The sequence below is a fragment of the Photobacterium sp. R1 genome (assembly GCF_054600795.1).
The window spans coordinates 575,992-593,539 of the sequence record NZ_BAAHZP010000002.1; the positions used below are offsets into that span (position 1 = coordinate 575,992).

The 17,548-nt window shown below is 51.8% G+C and carries 17 protein-coding genes; 10 read left to right on the forward strand and 7 right to left on the reverse strand.

Annotation, left to right across the window (positions count from 1 at the left end; translation table 11 throughout):
- The first annotated feature begins 2 nt into the window (after positions 1-2).
- Genes ACYP03_RS05635 through ACYP03_RS05645 form a run of 3 tightly spaced genes read left to right on the forward strand, consistent with a single transcriptional unit; the run spans position 3 to position 2,770 of the window.
- On the forward strand, positions 3-698 hold the full coding sequence (locus tag ACYP03_RS05635) for a response regulator transcription factor (RefSeq protein WP_330961034.1): 696 nt from the start codon (positions 3-5) through the stop codon (positions 696-698).
- A gap of 49 nt (positions 699-747) precedes the next feature.
- A complete protein-coding gene (locus ACYP03_RS05640) occupies positions 748-1,401 on the forward strand; it encodes a potassium channel family protein (protein ID WP_248142799.1) in 654 nt (217 codons plus the stop codon).
- A gap of 4 nt (positions 1,402-1,405) precedes the next feature.
- On the forward strand, positions 1,406-2,770 hold the full coding sequence (locus ACYP03_RS05645; protein ID WP_459778788.1) for a TrkH family potassium uptake protein: 1,365 nt from the start codon (positions 1,406-1,408) through the stop codon (positions 2,768-2,770).
- A gap of 76 nt (positions 2,771-2,846) precedes the next feature.
- Here ACYP03_RS05645 and ACYP03_RS05650 read toward each other — a convergent pair whose 3' ends face one another.
- Both ACYP03_RS05650 and ACYP03_RS05655 read right to left on the reverse strand, forming a co-directional pair.
- Positions 2,847-4,166 (reverse strand): cytochrome-c peroxidase, encoded by a 1,320-nt coding sequence (locus ACYP03_RS05650; protein ID WP_459778789.1) that lies wholly within the window; start codon positions 4,164-4,166, stop codon positions 2,847-2,849.
- A 196-nt stretch (positions 4,167-4,362) separates the two neighbouring features.
- On the reverse strand, positions 4,363-5,490 hold the full coding sequence (locus tag ACYP03_RS05655) for a right-handed parallel beta-helix repeat-containing protein (protein WP_330961031.1): 1,128 nt from the start codon (positions 5,488-5,490) through the stop codon (positions 4,363-4,365).
- A gap of 380 nt (positions 5,491-5,870) precedes the next feature.
- Here ACYP03_RS05655 and betI point away from each other — a divergent pair, with 380 nt between their 5' ends.
- The 6 genes from betI (at position 5,871) to choV (ending at position 12,959) form a co-directional block, all read left to right on the forward strand.
- Entirely contained in the window at positions 5,871-6,461 is a 591-nt protein-coding gene (gene betI, locus ACYP03_RS05660; RefSeq protein ID WP_248142803.1) for a transcriptional regulator BetI, read from the forward strand.
- A 70-nt stretch (positions 6,462-6,531) separates the two neighbouring features.
- A complete protein-coding gene (gene betB, locus ACYP03_RS05665; protein WP_459778790.1) occupies positions 6,532-7,992 on the forward strand; it encodes a betaine-aldehyde dehydrogenase in 1,461 nt (486 codons plus the stop codon).
- 56 nt (positions 7,993-8,048) lie between these two features.
- Complete coding sequence (gene betA, locus ACYP03_RS05670) at positions 8,049-9,779, forward strand: choline dehydrogenase (protein WP_459778791.1); 1,731 nt, start codon at positions 8,049-8,051, stop codon at positions 9,777-9,779.
- A 110-nt stretch (positions 9,780-9,889) separates the two neighbouring features.
- On the forward strand, positions 9,890-10,831 hold the full coding sequence (locus tag ACYP03_RS05675) for a choline ABC transporter substrate-binding protein (protein WP_459778792.1): 942 nt from the start codon (positions 9,890-9,892) through the stop codon (positions 10,829-10,831).
- Positions 10,832-10,899: 68 nt separating this feature from the next.
- Complete coding sequence (gene choW / locus ACYP03_RS05680) at positions 10,900-11,748, forward strand: choline ABC transporter permease subunit (RefSeq protein ID WP_036747973.1); 849 nt, start codon at positions 10,900-10,902, stop codon at positions 11,746-11,748.
- Between the two features lie 2 nt (positions 11,749-11,750).
- Positions 11,751-12,959, forward strand: a complete 1,209-nt coding sequence (gene choV / locus ACYP03_RS05685; protein ID WP_459778794.1) for a choline ABC transporter ATP-binding protein — start codon at positions 11,751-11,753, stop codon at positions 12,957-12,959.
- Positions 12,960-13,022: 63 nt separating this feature from the next.
- Here choV and ACYP03_RS05690 read toward each other — a convergent pair whose 3' ends face one another.
- From ACYP03_RS05690 to ACYP03_RS05710, 5 genes are all read right to left on the reverse strand, one after another.
- Positions 13,023-13,499 (reverse strand): group I truncated hemoglobin, encoded by a 477-nt coding sequence (locus tag ACYP03_RS05690; RefSeq protein WP_248142809.1) that lies wholly within the window; start codon positions 13,497-13,499, stop codon positions 13,023-13,025.
- A gap of 117 nt (positions 13,500-13,616) precedes the next feature.
- A complete protein-coding gene (locus ACYP03_RS05695; protein ID WP_459778795.1) occupies positions 13,617-14,369 on the reverse strand; it encodes an SDR family oxidoreductase in 753 nt (250 codons plus the stop codon).
- 82 nt (positions 14,370-14,451) lie between these two features.
- Positions 14,452-14,757, reverse strand: coding sequence for a DUF1330 domain-containing protein (locus ACYP03_RS05700; RefSeq protein WP_459778796.1), 306 nt, complete (start codon positions 14,755-14,757; stop codon positions 14,452-14,454).
- Positions 14,758-15,025: 268 nt separating this feature from the next.
- On the reverse strand, positions 15,026-15,334 hold the full coding sequence (locus tag ACYP03_RS05705) for a DUF2834 domain-containing protein (RefSeq protein WP_459778797.1): 309 nt from the start codon (positions 15,332-15,334) through the stop codon (positions 15,026-15,028).
- Positions 15,335-15,352: 18 nt separating this feature from the next.
- Positions 15,353-15,607, reverse strand: coding sequence for a hypothetical protein (locus ACYP03_RS05710; protein ID WP_248142812.1), 255 nt, complete (start codon positions 15,605-15,607; stop codon positions 15,353-15,355).
- A gap of 278 nt (positions 15,608-15,885) precedes the next feature.
- Here ACYP03_RS05710 and ACYP03_RS05715 point away from each other — a divergent pair, with 278 nt between their 5' ends.
- Positions 15,886-17,529, forward strand: coding sequence for a GMC family oxidoreductase (locus ACYP03_RS05715; RefSeq protein ID WP_459778798.1), 1,644 nt, complete (start codon positions 15,886-15,888; stop codon positions 17,527-17,529).
- The last annotated feature ends 19 nt before the right edge of the window (positions 17,530-17,548 follow it).

Sequence of the window (17,548 nt, forward strand, 5' to 3'; positions counted from 1 at the left end):
TCATGCTTGCACAGATTCTGGTGATTGATGATGAACCTGAAATCCAACGTTTCATCCGGATCTCCCTCAAAGCCGAAGGATTCAGCTACGCGGGTGCCGGAACCGGTGCTGAAGGACTAAACCTGTTCCGCCAGTCTCAACCGGAGCTGATCATTCTCGACCTCGGACTGCCGGACGTCGATGGGTATGAGCTGCTGAAGACGATCAGAGAAACCAGCCTGGTCCCGATACTGGTGCTGACCGCCCGGGATGAAGAAGATGAAATGATTAAACTTCTGGACGCCGGGGCTAATGATTATTTGTGTAAGCCGTTCAGCATCAGAACCCTGATTGCCCGTATCAATGTTCTGCTTCGCGATTTCAGCCAGCTGCGCCAGGCGGCGACTGAGGCTCATGTGATGAACTTTCAGGGATTGCAGATTGACAGTCAAAACCATCAGGTCTACCTGCACGGGAATCAGCTCTCATTATCGAAAAAAGAGTTCAGGCTGCTGCACATGCTGGCCGAACGGCGGGGATGTTTAGTCACACAGAAAGAATTGCTGGTCACAATCTGGGGGAATACCCACGCAGAAGATACCCATTACTTACGTAATTTTGTCAGCCATCTGAGAAAAAAACTTCAGGATGATGCAGACAATCCGACATATATTCAAACAGAACCCGGGGTTGGTTATCGCTTATTAGGAAATAACTGAAACTTCCATGTAATTCATTTCGTTTCATCCAAACATAAAGAGAAACAATATGGCACATTTTACCGTCATTGGACTCGGTCGCTTTGGTGTGGCTGCAAGTCTGGAACTGATTCATTTGGGTCATACCGTGACTGGTATTGATCTCAATGAAAAAATTGCAGAAAAATATATTTCAGAACTCACCCAGACCGTGATTTGCGACGCGACGGATGAGAACGCATTAAGAGAATTAAATTTAGGAAACAGTGAAGCGGTTCTGGTTGCGATCGGTAAAGATATGGAAGCCAGTCTGCTCTGCACTTTATGTCTGAAAAAACTGGGAGTCAAAGCTTTATGGGTGAAAGCCAATACCGTGGCACACCATGCGATCGTCTCAAAACTGGGTGTCACCCGTATTATTCATCCGGAGGAAGAGATGGGAGTCCGGGTCGCGCAGGCCTTACATTACCCGATGATTAATAATTATATTTCTCTGGGTCATGACCAATATATTGTTGAAGTTCATCTTCAGGAAAAACACCGGACATTTACAATTGGAAATTTAATCAAAGGATTGGGCGACAGTATTCGACCGTTATTAATTAAACGCGGAAAAGAAAATATTACGGTCATTGATCATGATATGGCTTTATTTGAAAAAGATATTCTTTTATTAAGCGGGCACCGTCAGGCTTTAGCAGCGCTGGCACCCAGACTGGTATAACACAATGATCCAATGGCACCCTGCTGTCTCTCCGCTGGAGAGAAAACCCAAAGCGGCCGTCAAAATACAAGCCGCGCCACCCGTGATTTTATCGGGCTGTTTTTTGCTGCTGATTCTGTCCGGCGCAATACTGCTAAAATTGCCCTTCGCAACCACAGCGCCTATCAGCTGGCTGCAGAGCCTGTTTACGGCCACCTCAGCAGTAACGGTGACAGGTTTGGTCGTTGTCGATACCGGCAGTACCTTCACGTTGTTCGGCCAAATCATCATTGCATTACTGATTCAGCTGGGTGGCCTTGGCATCATGACATTTGCCGTCGTCACGCTGATTGCACTAGGCGGAAAAATCGGCTTTCTTCAGCAACACATCGCCAAAGAAGCATTTAATCAGACCGACACGTCCATGCTGGTGACAACAGCGAAATCTGTGCTGATCTTTGCTTTTACGGCAGAAACGATCGGTATGCTGATTCTCGCCCTGCACTGGCAACCTGAACTGGGCTGGACAACGGCCCTGTTCCATGGCTTTTTCTACACCATTTCTGCATTCAATAACGCCGGGTTTGCGCTTCACCCGGACAGTCTGATGCCCTACGTTGATGACCCCGTCGTGAACCTGACGATTACCGGACTCTTCATTACAGGCGGTCTGGGTTTTACCGTCTGGATGGACTTGTGGCGACAACGGCGCTGGCAACGTCTCAGTCTCTACAGCCGGATTATGATCGGGGGGACGGTATTCATCAATCTCTTTGCTCTGCTGGCCATCTACGGGATCGAACTGGATAACAGTGCGACACTGGCCCCGCTGTCTGAGTCCGGTAAATGGCTGGCCGCCTGGTTTCAGGCCGTCACGCCCAGAACCGCAGGATTCAATACCCTCCCCATCGATCAACTGGAAGATGCCACCACAGTCCTGATGCTACTGCTGATGTTCATCGGTGGCGGCTCCCTCAGCACCGCCAGCGGCATTAAAGTTGTCACTTTTGTCGTACTGCTGGTTGCAACGGTGCAGTTTCTCAGGCGGCAGGATGCCATCAACCTGTGCCAGCGTCAGATTCAGCCCAGAACCGTCCAGAAAGCACTGGCACTCACCCTGATCTCCTGTGCTGCCGTGTGGCTTTCAATTTTTCTGCTGACGCTGACTGAAGACGCTCCTTTTCTGGATGTCGTGTTTGAGGCGGTGTCCGCATTAGGAACCGTGGGTTTATCCAGGGGACTCACCGGAGCACTGTCACCGGAAGGCGAGTGCATCATCATTTTCATGATGTTCGCCGGACGGCTGGGGCCGCTGACACTGGCCTACCTGCTGGCCAGTCCGAAGACAACTCATCTTCGATATCCGGCAACACCTTTAACGATTGGCTGACGGATACCGGCCCAATCCCGGGCGCAGCCCGTCTCTTCTGCGGGACGGGCTGCTTCAACCATGCTGATCATGCTGGTTAAGGCGTGGTTGACGCATCCGGCGTTTCTTCAGGGGGCGGGAACGGGTCACTGAAGATCGGATTCGACAGGAAACCTTCGTCGGTCAGAGTCTCCAGGAAAGCCACCAGCGCTGCTTTATCGGCCTGGGACAGATTCATCCGGACTGGCCGGCCAAAACGATCCCGCAGATCCGGGCTCAGATTCGTGTGATTGTTAATGCCACTGTTATAAAACTCCACGACCGACATCAGATCCGGCAGATGACCGTCATGAAAATAAGGTGCGCCTACCGCAATATTGCGTAACGAACCGGTTTTAAAGAAACCCGCCAGATTTCCCCCAACGCCCTGATCCGGGTCATTATTGCTGACAGAGCCGTTGTTATGATTCCGGTCGAGCACAAAAGCTGTGGTTGTATGGCAGCTGGTACAGTTCAAGGTATCGAATAACTCCAGCCCCCTGAGCTCCTGATCACTCAATACCGGTGTCGGATCGTTATTCAGCTCAGCCTGTACCGCCAGGTCAAATTTCGATTCATAACTCACCATGGCACGCATGAACTGCGATAATGCCCGGGAGATTCTGTCGCTGGTAATCGCCTCATCACCAAAAGCATCTGTAAACAACGGGCCGTAAAAACTGGTCTGGCCTAATTTAGTCTCCAGATCGAGCAGATTCATCCCCATTTCCACGGAATCCTGAATTGGCATCAGGGTCTGATCTTCCATGGTTGCAGCCCGTTCATCCCAGAAGAACCGGCCGGAATCGTAAAACCTCGCATTGCTCAGCCCCATTGAATTCCGGCGTGTATGACCGCCCTCAAAGCCCGTGCTCAGTTGAGCCGGGTCCGTAAAGCCATGTTCCTGCTGGTGGCATGAGGCACATGAAACGGTATTATTGGCAGACAAACGAACATCATAAAACAGTACCCGCCCCAGTTTGGCCACAGGATTACTCAGCTCGTTATCCCGCGGGGTATTGTCCTGTGTGGCGACACTCGTGAAGCGAATGTTATGGAACTCAGTACTGGACAGACTGGTGTAGTATTCCGGCTGTCCGGCAACGTAAGATTCATAGTCGGGATTGGTTGCCGTATCCGGCAGAGGCTGACCGTCAATATCCACTCGGGGCTCAGGTTCCGGTCCCGGATCCGGCGTCGGGTTATCATCACCGGGTGTCTGACCATCCCCCGGCACATTTCCCGGATTATCACCGATACCATCTCCGGGAATGGCAGTTGGCGGCGCATTGCTGTCCGATGGTGTGCTGTCATTGTGGTTACATCCCGCAAGCACAAATAATGAGATTGCCCATAAAAAGACATGTGCATTTTTCATGATGTCACCCCTGCCTAACCACTGCATTTTTGTTATTCGTCGAGGAACTGGCGGTGCATTCCGCTTAATGAAAACAGTAGCATTCGTGCAGATGGGGAGTTTTCTGATTTTTAAGACGAAAAATCCCGGTCATTCACCGGGATTAGACGTTTTTTGCCAATTTTCACAGCACTTTTTTAATCTCAGTCAAACAGCGCTAGAAACCCATATCCGGCAACGCCGGAAATGCATCCACACCATACTTTGCGCGGCTCTCATAAAACGTATTTTCCGGCATCAAATCCGCTTTATCCACCGGCGCCTGACCCACCACATCGTTTTGACGGACATCCTGCTGATAGCCACCGGCTGAAGGCAGGGCAAGCAACTGACTACCCGCCTGGCGGTCCAGCACAATGACGTTATTTTCCAGTGTCACACGGTTCGATTTTGTTGCGTCATAAGTAGACTCCAGACCGAAGCCAATTAACTGACGGTTTGAAGAGTTCGGCCCCTGCTCCAGCACACTGTTCCGGATCACCAGCTCGCCCCCGTTCGGAGTATCCACCAGCCGGCTGTCGTCGCCGTTAATCGATGCAATTTCACTGTATTCAATCAGCGTACGCTGCGCCCGGCTTTTAATTTCATGCCCTTCGTCTTTCGAGCTGTGAAAACGGCTGTACCGAATTGTCAGACTATCGTTATTACTGTAAACCGCATGAGCACGGCCCGCTTTGCCCAACCGTTCAAACCGGCTGTGCTCAATCGTCAGATTGCCCGTACCGGGGGCCGAAAGGATCCCTTGCTCACTGTCGTGAAAGAACACCCGGGACAACACCAGATCGCGACCTTGCTGACGCACACAAGCCCCGTTCTGATCCGGAACGGTAACCTGACTGCACTCGATGTTTTCGATCCGAACATCATCGCCATCCACAATAAAGGTGGCTTTGTCCTTCAGCTGTGCCCCCCGAAAATGCGTGTTTCCGCTGCCGGTGACCGTCACATTGTCCCGCAGAATCTCCAGACCCCGGGTATAGATACCATTCCCAATGACAACATTGCTGCCAGGTTGAATGGCCGCTTCGGCTTTTTCCAGCTCAGTGTAAGTTGTTCCATCAACTTCGATGGTCTGATCCGCCACGGTATTGGCTGGCGGTTGAACTGGGTCTGAACTCTTCGATTCATCCGGTTGTAATCCGCCGGTTTCACTGCTCTCAGTGACAGGTTCCCGGTCCTGGGCTGCTGTTTCTGATGTTGAGCTGCCACCGCCGCCACATCCGGCCAGCGTCAAAGCAAACAGTAACGGCCAGTGTTTTTTCCATCGTGTTCTTGAATTCTGCATTTTGGTGCTCTTCTTTGTCAGCAAAAAAACGCAGGTATTGTCAAAAACAGGCAGACAAGATTTGTCAAAACTAAGTTAAAAATCGTCACGATCACCAAAAATAGAAACAAAGTTTGTGATTTTTATGAACTTTTTCAGAATCGAGATTTGACTCAAAGTCGGGAAAGATTTGACTGCAAATCAAATTTTCATGTCACGGGAAAATTCATACGGTTTAAATCATTGTTATCAGCTAAAAAACAGTGGTTTACATTGATTACTCAAACAAAATAAACACACAACTAAACATTACAACCCTAAACAATTTTTGACTTTGATCAATCAATGTGACATTTTGTTTTTAATTAAACGTTCAATCAAAAAAGAATTAGGGACAGATCATGCCCAAAATCGGAATGCCGGAAATCCGCAAACCACAATTGGTCGACGCCACCATGGCAGCGATTGATGAAGTGGGTCTGGCAGGTGCGAGCGTGGCTCTAATCAGCAAAAAAGCCGGGGTTTCACCCGGCATTATCAACCACTATTTCGGTGGCAAACACGGCTTACTTGAGGAAACCATGCGCTCTGTCCTGCGCCAGCTCTCTCACACCGTGATGGAACACTTAGCGAGAGTCGATAAACACGACGTACCGGGCCGAATCAAAGCCATCGTCGCCGGAAATTTCGACAGCTATCAGGTGGATAACAAGGTCGTCAAAACCTGGCTGGCCTTCTGGGCGCAGGCAATGCATGACCCGCAATTGCACCGCTTACAACGCGTGAACGAAAAGCGTCTGCTGTCCCATCTGCGATATGAACTCAAGCAGGTGCTGCCCGCTGATAAGGCGATTTTTGTCGCTCAGGGCACCGCAGCGCTGATTGACGGGATCTGGCTGCGCGGCGCACTGACACCGGGCGGTATCAGTCCTTCCCAAGCACAGGCCATCATTACCGATTATCTGGAAAAACAGCTGGCACCGTCTCAGTAAGACCAGTATTCACAGCACGAACACAGGCTGAAACAGCCTGTCAGACATGACACAGGAGCACAGAAGCAGTATGACGATGACATCCCTGTACATTCACGGACAAGCCACGCAAGCCACTTCAGGCGAGTACTTCGAAACCCGCAATCCAGCGACCGGCGAAGTGATCGCTCAGATCGGTCAGGCATCAGAAGCTGACATGGCACGCGCGATTGCCTCAGCCAAAGAAGGCTTCGCAATCTGGTCTGCGATGAGCGGTGCGGAACGCGGCCGGATTCTGATGAAAGCTGTTGCTTTACTGCGTGAACGCAATGATGAACTGGCTGCACTTGAAGTGCAGGATACGGGCAAACCACTGCAGGAAGCACTGGAAGTCGACATCGTCACCGGTGCGGATGTAATTGAGTACTACGCCGGTCTGGCCGCCAGTGTCTCCGGTCAACAGCAGGATCTCGGCCACGGTCAGTTTTTCTATACCCGCCGTGAACCGCTGGGGATCTGTGCCGGGATCGGCGCATGGAACTACCCGATTCAAATCGCGATGTGGAAATCGGCCCCTGCACTGGCTGCCGGGAATGTCATGATTTTCAAACCTTCCGAAGAGACCCCGCTGACTGCCCTGAAACTGGCAGAAATCTTTACCGAAGCCGGAGTACCGGACGGCGTATTTAATGTGGTTCAGGGCGACTACCGCGTCGGCCAGATGCTGTCCCGTCACCCGGAAATCGCCAAAGTATCATTCACGGGTGAATGTGGCACCGGAAAAAAAGTGATGGCCGATGCGGCAGGCTCACTGAAAGACGTCACGATGGAACTGGGCGGTAAATCACCGCTGATTGTCTTTGATGATGCGCAACTGGATAACGCCGTTTCCGCTGCCATGATGGCGAATTTCTACACTCAGGGCGAAGTGTGTACTCACGGCACCCGCGTCTTCGTACACGATGCTGTTTACGACGAGTTTCTGAATCGTCTGGCAGCACGCACTGCCCGGCTGAAAGTCGGCGACCCGAGCGACATCAGCACCCAAATTGGTGCCCTGATCTCTACGGAGCATCTGGAAAAAGTACTGGGCTTTATTGAAGCCGGAAAACAATCCGGTGCCCGCCTGCTGGCCGGTGGTCATCGCGTCACGGAAAACGGTCTGGACAAAGGCAACTTCGTCGCACCGACTATTTTTGCCGACTGCACCGATGATATGCCGCAAGTGAAAGAAGAAATCTTTGGGCCGGTGATGTCTGTGCTGCGCTTCCGTGATGAGGACGAAGTGATCCGCCGTGCCAACGACACCGACTACGGACTAGCGGCCGGTATCTTCACGCAAAACCTGTCACGCGCACATCGTCTGATTGCCCGGATTGAGGCCGGTATCTGCTGGATCAATACCTGGGGCGGCTCACCGGCGGAAATGCCGGTTGGCGGCTACAAACATTCCGGAATCGGACGTGAAAACGGCCTGGAAACGCTGAACCACTATACCCAGACCAAAAGCGTGCTGATTGAGCTGGGTGATCTTGAATGCCCTTACCCGTAATCACGTATCTGGAAAAAACACTCCAAGCCAACGCGAAAAGACGTAAAGGGAACGCCATGAAGCAAGAATTTGATTACATCATTGTCGGTGCCGGTTCAGCAGGTTGTGTGCTGGCAGACCGCCTCACAGCAAGCGGAGAGCATCAGGTCCTGCTGCTGGAAGCCGGCGGCAGTGACAAGAGTATTTTCATTCAGATGCCAACGGCACTGTCGTACCCGATGAACAGCGACAAATACGCCTGGCAGTTTGAGACCCAGCCGGAGTTTGGTCTGGATGGCCGTCAGCTGCACTGTCCGCGCGGTAAGGTGCTGGGCGGCAGCTCATCCATCAACGGCATGGTTTATGTCCGTGGTCATGCCTGCGATTTTGACGAGTGGGTTGAACATGGCGCGGAAGGCTGGAGCTACCGTGAATGCCTGCCGTATTTCCGTCGTGCCGAAAACTGGAAAGATGGCGAGGATGCTTACCGTGGCGAAAATGGTCCGGTGGCGACCTGCAACGGCAACGATATGGCACTCAATCCGCTGTATCAGGCCTTTATTGACGCCGGTCAGCAGGCAGGATATCCGGCCACGGACGATTACAACGGCTATCAGCAGGAAGGCTTCGGTCCGATGCACATGACGGTCGACTCCGGCGTACGTGCCTCGACCTCGAATGCCTACCTGCGCCGTGCCATGAAACGCAGCAACCTGACGCTTCTGACTGGTGTCCTGAGCCGGAAAGTGCTGCTGGAAGGCAAGCAGGCAACCGGCATTGAGTTTGAGCGTGGCGGAACAGTGCAAACAGCCTCAGCACGCAAAGAGGTCATTCTGTCAGCGGGTTCTGTCGGTTCTCCGCAGCTGCTGCAACTGTCCGGAATCGGTCCGAAAGCCGTGCTGGAAGATGCCGGGATCCCGGTCAGACACGATCTGCCGGGGGTCGGGGAAAACCTGCAGGACCACCTGGAAGTATATTTCCAGTACGAGTGCAAAGAGCCAGTCACACTGAACAGCAAGCTGGGCCTGATCAGCAAAGGGCTGATCGGCACACGCTGGATCCTGTTCAAAGATGGTCTGGGTGCGACGAACCACTTTGAGTCCTGCGCTTTCATTCGCTCCCGTGCCGGACTGAAGTGGCCCAACATTCAGTATCACTTCCTGCCGGCCGCCATGCGCTACGACGGTCAGGCTGCTTTTGACGGTCATGGTTTTCAGGTCCATGTCGGCCCGAACAAGCCAGAAAGCCGTGGCCGCGTCTGGGTGAAATCTGCCGATCCGAAAGCCAAACCGGGGATTGAGTTTAACTACATCAGCACCGAACAGGACAAACAGGACTGGCGGGATACCATTCGTCTGACCCGCGAGATCCTGACTCAGCCAGCGATGTCTGCGTATCGTGGTCAGGAAATCCAGCCGGGGGAAACCGTTCAGAGCGACGAAGCGATTGATGCCTGGGTTCGTGAAAACGTCGAAAGTGCGTATCACCCGTCCTGCACCTGCAAAATGGGCAGCGATGATGACGCCATGGCAGTGCTGAACCGTGACTGTCAGGTCCGCGGTATCAACAACCTGCGCGTGGTTGATTCCTCAGTCTTCCCGACCATTCCGAACGGCAACCTGAATGCGCCGACCATCATGGTCGCGGAAAAAGCCGCTGACAAGATTCTGGGCAAACCCGCCCTGCCGGCTGCCCGAGTGCCGATCTGGATTGCAGACAACTGGCAAACCAGCCAGCGCAATACCATGCCGGAAACCGCTGTGGCAAGCACTGGTCCGGAATCAGAAACTCCGTCGATGGTGAAATGAACCACGACAGGGCCAGCGCAGGACTGTCTTCAGTCATCCGGCTGGCCCGACTCACTCATGCCTCATTCAGACACGAGGCGACATCAACGAACATGGATCAAGGACAAGTCATGACGACACTCAACAAAACCATCAAATTTACGGCACTTGCCACGGTACTCACCGCGGGTACACCGGCTATAGCCGCTCAGTGCGACACCGTCCGCTTCTCCGATGTTGGCTGGACCGACATCACCGCAACCACAGCCGTGACCAGCGAAGTCCTGAAAGGTCTGGGCTATCAAACCAAAACACAGCTGCTGTCTGTACCGGTGACCTACTCCTCGATGGCAAACGGCGACATTGATGTCTTCCTGGGGAACTGGATGCCAACCATGGAAGGCGATATCGCCAAATACCGTGACAACGGCACTGTCGAAACGATCCGGGCCAATCTGGAAGGCGCCAAATACACGCTGGCCGTCCCCAAATATGTCTACGATGCCGGTGTGCACAGCTTTGCCGATCTGGCGAAGTTCGAGGACAAATTCCGGGGCCGCATCTACGGGATCGAGCCGGGCAACGACGGCAACCGCCTGATTCAGGACATGATCGACAAAAATGCTTTCGAACTGAAAGACTTCCGTCTGGTGGAATCCAGTGAAGCGGGCATGGTGTCTCAGGTAAAACGCGCCGTGAACCGCAAACAATGGGTCGTTTTCCTGGGCTGGGCACCGCACCCGATGAACAACAATTTCGACCTGAAATATCTGGATGGCGGCGACGATTTCTTCGGTCCGAACTACGGCGGCGCCAGTGTTTACACCAATGTTCGCAAAGACTACATGCAAACCTGCCCGAACGTGGGCCAATTGCTGAAAAACCTTCAGTTCAGCCTGGACATGGAAAACGAACTGATGGGTGACATCCTCGATGACCAGATGAAACCGGCTGCGGCGGCAAAAGCCTGGCTGCAAGAACATCCGGAAGTTCTGGATCAATGGCTGAAAAACGTGAAGTCCGTTGACGGCAGCAACGGGACTGATGCCGTGAAGAAGTATCTGAATATCTGATTTTCCCGCAGGCGCCTGAATGCCGGTGCCTGCGACTGCTTTTGTTGTACCCCTTTTAAGGAGTTATTGTGAATTTTATTACCGATCATAAGATCCCACTGGGTGAATGGATGGCAAACCTGGTCGACTGGCTGACTTTCAATGCGGCCGGTTTCTTCGACGCCATTTCCTACAGCCTGGAATCTCTGATCATGATGCTGGTCGATGTCTTCAAGTGGATGCCGCCTGCGGTCCCCATCCTGATGACCGCAGCCCTGGCCTGGGCCCTGCATCGCAGTTTTTCGCTAGTTGCCTTTGTTGTCGCAGCGCTGCTGCTGATCCTGAATCTGGGTTACTGGCAGGAAATGCTGGAGACCTTCGTTCTGGTTCTGACCGCAACCTCGATCTCCGTGCTGGTCGGCGTGCCGATTGGCATCATGGCGGCACATCGCCCGTGGCTGTATACCCTGATGCGTCCGATTCTGGACTTAATGCAGACCATTCCGACCTTTGTGTACCTGATTCCGACTCTGGTGCTGTTCGGTCTGGGGGTTGTACCGGGACTCATTTCCACCATTATTTTTGCCATTGCTGCTCCGATTCGACTGACCTATCTGGGGATCAGCCGTGTACCGGAAGAACTGCTGGAAGCAGGTCAGGCCTTCGGTGCAACACGTTCCAAGCTGCTGTTCAAAGTAGAACTGCCGGCGGCAATGCCAAACATCATGGCGGGGATTACTCAGTGCATCATGCTGTCACTGTCCATGGTGGTGATTGCGGCTCTGGTTGGTGCCGACGGTCTGGGTAAACCGGTCATCCGCGCCCTGAACACGGTCAACATTTCTCAGGGCTTTGAAGCGGGACTGGCGATTGTTCTGGTTGCCATCATCCTTGACCGCTTGTGTAAAACCCCGGCCAGCAAAAATCAGGAGGGCTGAACATGACTGCCATTCGAATTGAAAACTTAGACGTCATCTTCGGTAAAAATACCGGTCAGTCACTGGCACTGCTGGATCAGGGTAAGAGCCGTCAGGAAATTATCGATGAAACAGGCGATGTGGTCGGAGTCGATAACGTCAGCCTGAATATTGAAGAAGGCGAAATCTGTGTGCTGATGGGCTTGTCCGGCTCCGGGAAGTCCAGCCTGCTGCGTGCCATTAACGGCCTGAATACCGTTTCACGCGGCACACTGGAAGTGCAGGACGGCGACAACATGGTCGACCTGGCCAGTTGCGATGCGAACACGCTGCGTCACATGCGAACCGAGCGAATTTCCATGGTTTTCCAGAAATTCGCCCTCATGCCCTGGCTGACCGTACTGGATAATGCAGCTTTTGGTCTGGAAATGCAGAACATCAGCAAGACTGAACGTCGTCGCCGTGCGATGGAAAAACTGGACATGGTCGGTCTGGCTGAATGGAAAGACAAGTTCCCGCACGAACTGTCCGGCGGGATGCAGCAGCGTGTCGGTCTGGCCCGTGCCTTTACCATGGACAGCGACATCTTGCTGATGGATGAACCGTTTTCAGCACTGGATCCGCTGATCCGCAGCCAGCTTCAGGATGAGTTACTGGTACTTCAGCGTAAACTGAACAAGACCATTGTCTTCGTCAGCCACGATCTGGATGAAGCCCTGAAGATTGGTAACAACATTGCCATTATGGAGTCCGGCAAACTGATTCAGCATGGCAAGCCGGAAGAGATTGTCCTGAAGCCAAACACTCAATATGTGAAAGACTTCGTAGCCCACACCAATCCGCTGAATGTGCTGCGCGGCCGGTCACTGATGACGCCAACCAGCGAACTGGAAAGCCTGGAAGACATGCTGATCCTGAACCGCCATGAAGGCACTCGTCTGAATACCAATGAAGCCGGTGAAATTCTGGCAGCTAGCCGCCAGGAGCAGGATTTAGCACTGCAGAGCTGGCGACAGGGGGATGATCTGGAGAGGCTGACGCAGGAACAGATTGTGACCGCCAGTCCGGACATTTCCATGCGTGACGCCTTGGAAATCCGCTATCGGACCGGTCAGCCCGTGTTACTCACCGAAGACAAAAAGGGCGGCAAAAACAAACTGGTTGGGATCCTGTCCGATCAGGACTTCTATCACGCTCTGCTCGGGAAGCATTTTGAGGCAAAAGTAGCGTAAGCGACTGAACGTTCAAAAAATACGCATCAAAAAAAGAACCCAGCCTGAGCTGGGTTCTTGCAATTATTTGGTCACTATGTCGGCCTTTGTTGAAGCGACAATCTCCAGCAGTTCTTTCTGTTCCTGTGCCGGGACTTCATATTTAACCATCAGTTCTTTGAAAATCGTTTCCATACGATTCCATTCTTTTTCCGTCACATTCAGGTGAGCGTGGGCCTCTTTCATCCCGCGACCGGTATAAGTACACGGGCCGCCTGTCACCTGGCAAACCATCGATGTCACCTGATATTTCAGATAAGGCGGCGGGACCCGTTTCCGGGATGCATCGATTGCCGGATTCGCATTCAATGTTTCATCAATCACTAACTGATCGATCAGATCATTGACCACGACCGAAATTGCAGTCAGCCCTCCCAGACGTTCATAGAGTGATGGCTTTGCCGGTTGCGCTTCTTCTTGCGCCCAAAGCAATGGCGTTGCAAACATTAAAATCAGGGCAAAAAATAACGCTGACGAGTTTCGAATATTCTTACTTTGCATGTCAGACCTCCTGATGCTGTGAGATCGCATCATCTGCCCTACTTTATATAATCAACATTTGCCCGCTTTGCCACTTGCCATCTGATTCACATTTTTTCACAGCTTGAATCTGAGCCGTCAGAGCCCGCCAGAGGGGTCAATAAAACTGCCCGTCACAAATGAAGCCTTCTCTGATGCCAGCCAGTAAATGGCTTCAGCAACCTCGACTGCCTGACCACCGCGGCGCAAAGGAATCACTGATTTCAGACGCTCAACCCGCTCGGCCTCGCCACCAGACTCGTGAATGTCGGTATAAATCAGACCAGGTCTGACAGCATTCACCCGGATGCCTTCCTGCGCGACTTCCAAGGCCAGTCCCCGGGTAAAGCTATCCATCGCCCCTTTCGATGCTGCATAGTCAACATATTCATTCGGTGAGCCGCTTTTCGATGCACCTGAAGACACATTCACAATACTGCCGCCGGAGCCGCCATGCTTCGTCGACATCCGTTTCATTGCTTCTTTTGAACACAGGAAACAACTCATCACATTGGTCTGTAATACATTCAAAAAGCGTTCTTCTGAAATATCCTCAACGCGCGACTGAGTCTGTAAAATACCCACATTGTTCACCAGAACCGTCAGACGCCCCAGTTCCCGGTCAACCGTTTCAAATAACCGGTTGACCTCATCAGCTTTTGAAACATCAGCCTGTACCATGATACATATGCCGCCTTCTTCAAGAATGGCTTGTCTGACTTTTTCTGCTGCTTCTGCATTGGCAATATAATTAATACAAACAGCATATCCTTGCCGGGCAAATAATTTCGCTGATTCTGCGCCAATCCCCCGACTGGCCCCCGTAATCAGCACGACTTTCTCTGAACCCATGCTTTCCCTTTACCGACTCAAATAAAAAGCTGGTGGGATCGCTGAGATCTCACCAGCAGAGAATATGCTCAAAACATTATCATCAGAACGCATCAGATTCAAAGCGGGCGATAATTGTTGTATGCCGCACAGACTTCGAAAAAAATTGCTCTTTTACCTTCACATAGTCCTGATCGGTAAAGAATTCGTTTTTACGGGACTCATTGGGAAAACGAATCGTAAACACGCGGTTAATAGGTTCAGTCACCTCAGACAACAACACTTCAGACACTTGAAAATCGTAACCAAAACTCCCGCCATAAGCAGACAGAATAGGTTTCATGGCATGACGATAGTTTGAATAAACTTCATCATCGGTTACATCCAGCCCAACGATCATTTCATACATCGCTTTCACTCCTTGCTTTCGGTTGATACCCAATCATCAGTACTGCAATTCATCTTCACTATCCTATATGGCTTTCTCCGGAAAAGGGAAAACTCAGATTCATTTACGATGGATTGCGCGCAAACTCAGGAATTTCTGAGCATCACAGAAAGAAATGGAATCACCGGGAGCTTTGGTTTTTGTGCTTATATTTACCATGGTTTGTGAATTTTACACAGACAGTATTGATTCCGATGACAGCACAAGAGCAAACCAACGATTCAAAGCATTACTGACGCTGGCTGACTCTCAGGTACAGGTAAAACGGTAAACCACAGGACACGCCAATCGTCAGTGTTCCAATCACCGCCAGCCAGCGATGACGGATCTGATGCTGCTGGCCATCGACCACAATCCACAGCAGTAAAGCCACCGCTGAAATCAGGACATCCAGCCATGCAAATATGGTGACAGGATTCGCGATCGCTTGATTGAAAAACAGGGGAAGATCCGGGCCATGTTCCAGCAGCCAAGGTAAAAAAGCACCGTAAGGCAGCACAATGCCAAGCAGTGTCAGGAAAAGCAGAGCACGTTTCATCATCCGTCCCGGAATGAATTAATAGCGGTCTAACTCTGGATTTGCCATCACTCTGCCCCAGAATTCTGACAGGCCCATACCGGTTCTGACCCGTTCCGCCCAGACAGCCCCAACCACGAAACCAATCACGGTGAAGCTGGCAACGATCGGTAAATTTAAATCACCTAATATCAGACACACAGGTCCGGCGAGTAATAATCCAAGTAAAGCAGGAGCAACAGCGATCAGTAACCACAAAGTCGCGGCTACGAATCTGGAAATAACTTTCAGCACAGTGACATCCTTTTTCACATCGTGATCTACGAAGAGACAAAGTGATCCTAATGCCCAATGCATGATGTTGCACTGATGATTTTGAATAACTGTCCAGAAATGTGATCCGGTGCATACGCAAGCGATTACGCATAAAATCATGATTTTGCACTGGTTCTTTGTCATGAGGCTGAAATAAATATCAATTCGTCTCTGAAGATAATCATTTGGCGCCTGTGGCATATCTCTGCTTGTTAAATTTTTGATAATTTCTCAAACGATACTCGCAAGGAGGCACAATGAATTCTCATTACGATTATGTTGTGATTGGCGCAGGTTCAGCAGGATGTGTACTGGCCAATCGTTTATCCGAAAGCGGACAATACTCAGTTCTGGTGCTGGAAGCCGGCCCTTCTGAAAAGACCCCTTTGGTCAGCACGCCCGGCGCTTTTGCCTGTTTTATGTTTTCTAAAAAGTATAACTGGGCTTACAACGCCAAATCAGACCCGGCCCTGCGAAAGGGACAACCTGTTTTTGTCCCCAGAGGGAAAGTTCTGGGCGGCAGTTCCTCAGTGAACGCGATGTTGTATGTCCGCGGTCAGAAGGAGGACTATGATCACTGGGCGTCACTCGGCAATCAGGGCTGGGGTTTCAATGACTTACTCCATTATTTTAAAAAAGCAGAATGCAACGAACGGGGCAGCGACGCACTTCATGGTGACCAGGGACCGCTCTATGTCAGTGACCTTCCGGCGCAGTTCCCACTAAATCATGCGTTTGTGAAAGCGGGTCAGCAAGCTGGTTTTCCATATAATCCGGACTTCAATGGCCCGGAGCAGGAAGGGATTGGGTTTTATCAGTACACGATCAAAGACGGTCAGCGCTGCGGGGCCGCACGCAGCTATCTGCGACCAGCAATGGCGCGCCCCAACCTGACTGTGATCACCGAAGCCAGGGTACAAAGCATAGCCATCGAGAATAAACAGGCGGTCGCGGTTACCTTTCTGAATAAAGGTCAGACGCATTCAGTTCACGTCAGGCAAGAAATTATTCTGAGCGGCGGCGCGATTAACTCGCCTCAGTTACTGATGTTGTCAGGTATTGGCGATCAGGCACATCTGGCTGAGCACGGCATCGACTGCAAACTTCATTTGCCGGGTGTGGGTCACAACTTGCAGGAACACGTCGACGCCTGTGTGCTGGTGAAAAGCAGGAAAAAAGACGGCATCACCGCCTCTGTCGGCGGTGTGTTACGCATGGTGCCTGATACTCTGAAATATATGCTGAAAAAAGAAGGAAAGCTGGCGAGCCCGATTTCTGAAGCCGGTGGTTTTATCAAATCCCGTGATGAACTGGATCGCCCGGATATTCAGCTGCACATGTTGCCGCTGCTGTTTGATGACTGCGGCCGCAATCTGTCACTCATGTCTCAGCATGGTTATTCCTGCCATGTCTGTGTTTTGCGCCCCAAAAGCACAGGGACAGTGAGGCTGGCATCTGCCGACCCGATGGCTGAACCGGAAATCGACTTCAATTTCTTTGCCCATCAAGAAGATAAGCAGGTGCTCGTCAATGGGATCCGTCAGCTCCGTAAAATTCTGGCTGCGCCTGCTTTTGATACGTACCGGGCAGATGAGCTGGCGCCAGGGATTGAGGCAGAATCCGACGAAGCCATTTTTGAGAAAATCAGACAGCATATTGGCCTCGTGTACCACCCGGTCGGGACTTGCAAAATGGGGCACGACCCAATGGCCGTCGTCGATGACCAGCTCCGGGTCCACGGCATTGAAAAACTGCGTGTGGTGGATGCCTCCATCATGCCAACGCTGATCAGCGGGAATACCAACGCACCGACGATTGCGATTGCCGAGAAAGCCGCAGACATGATTTTGAACCATATCGCAACCACAGTCCGCACCGAGACCGTGCTGGAAAACGCCTGAGAAACAATAAGAAAAGCCG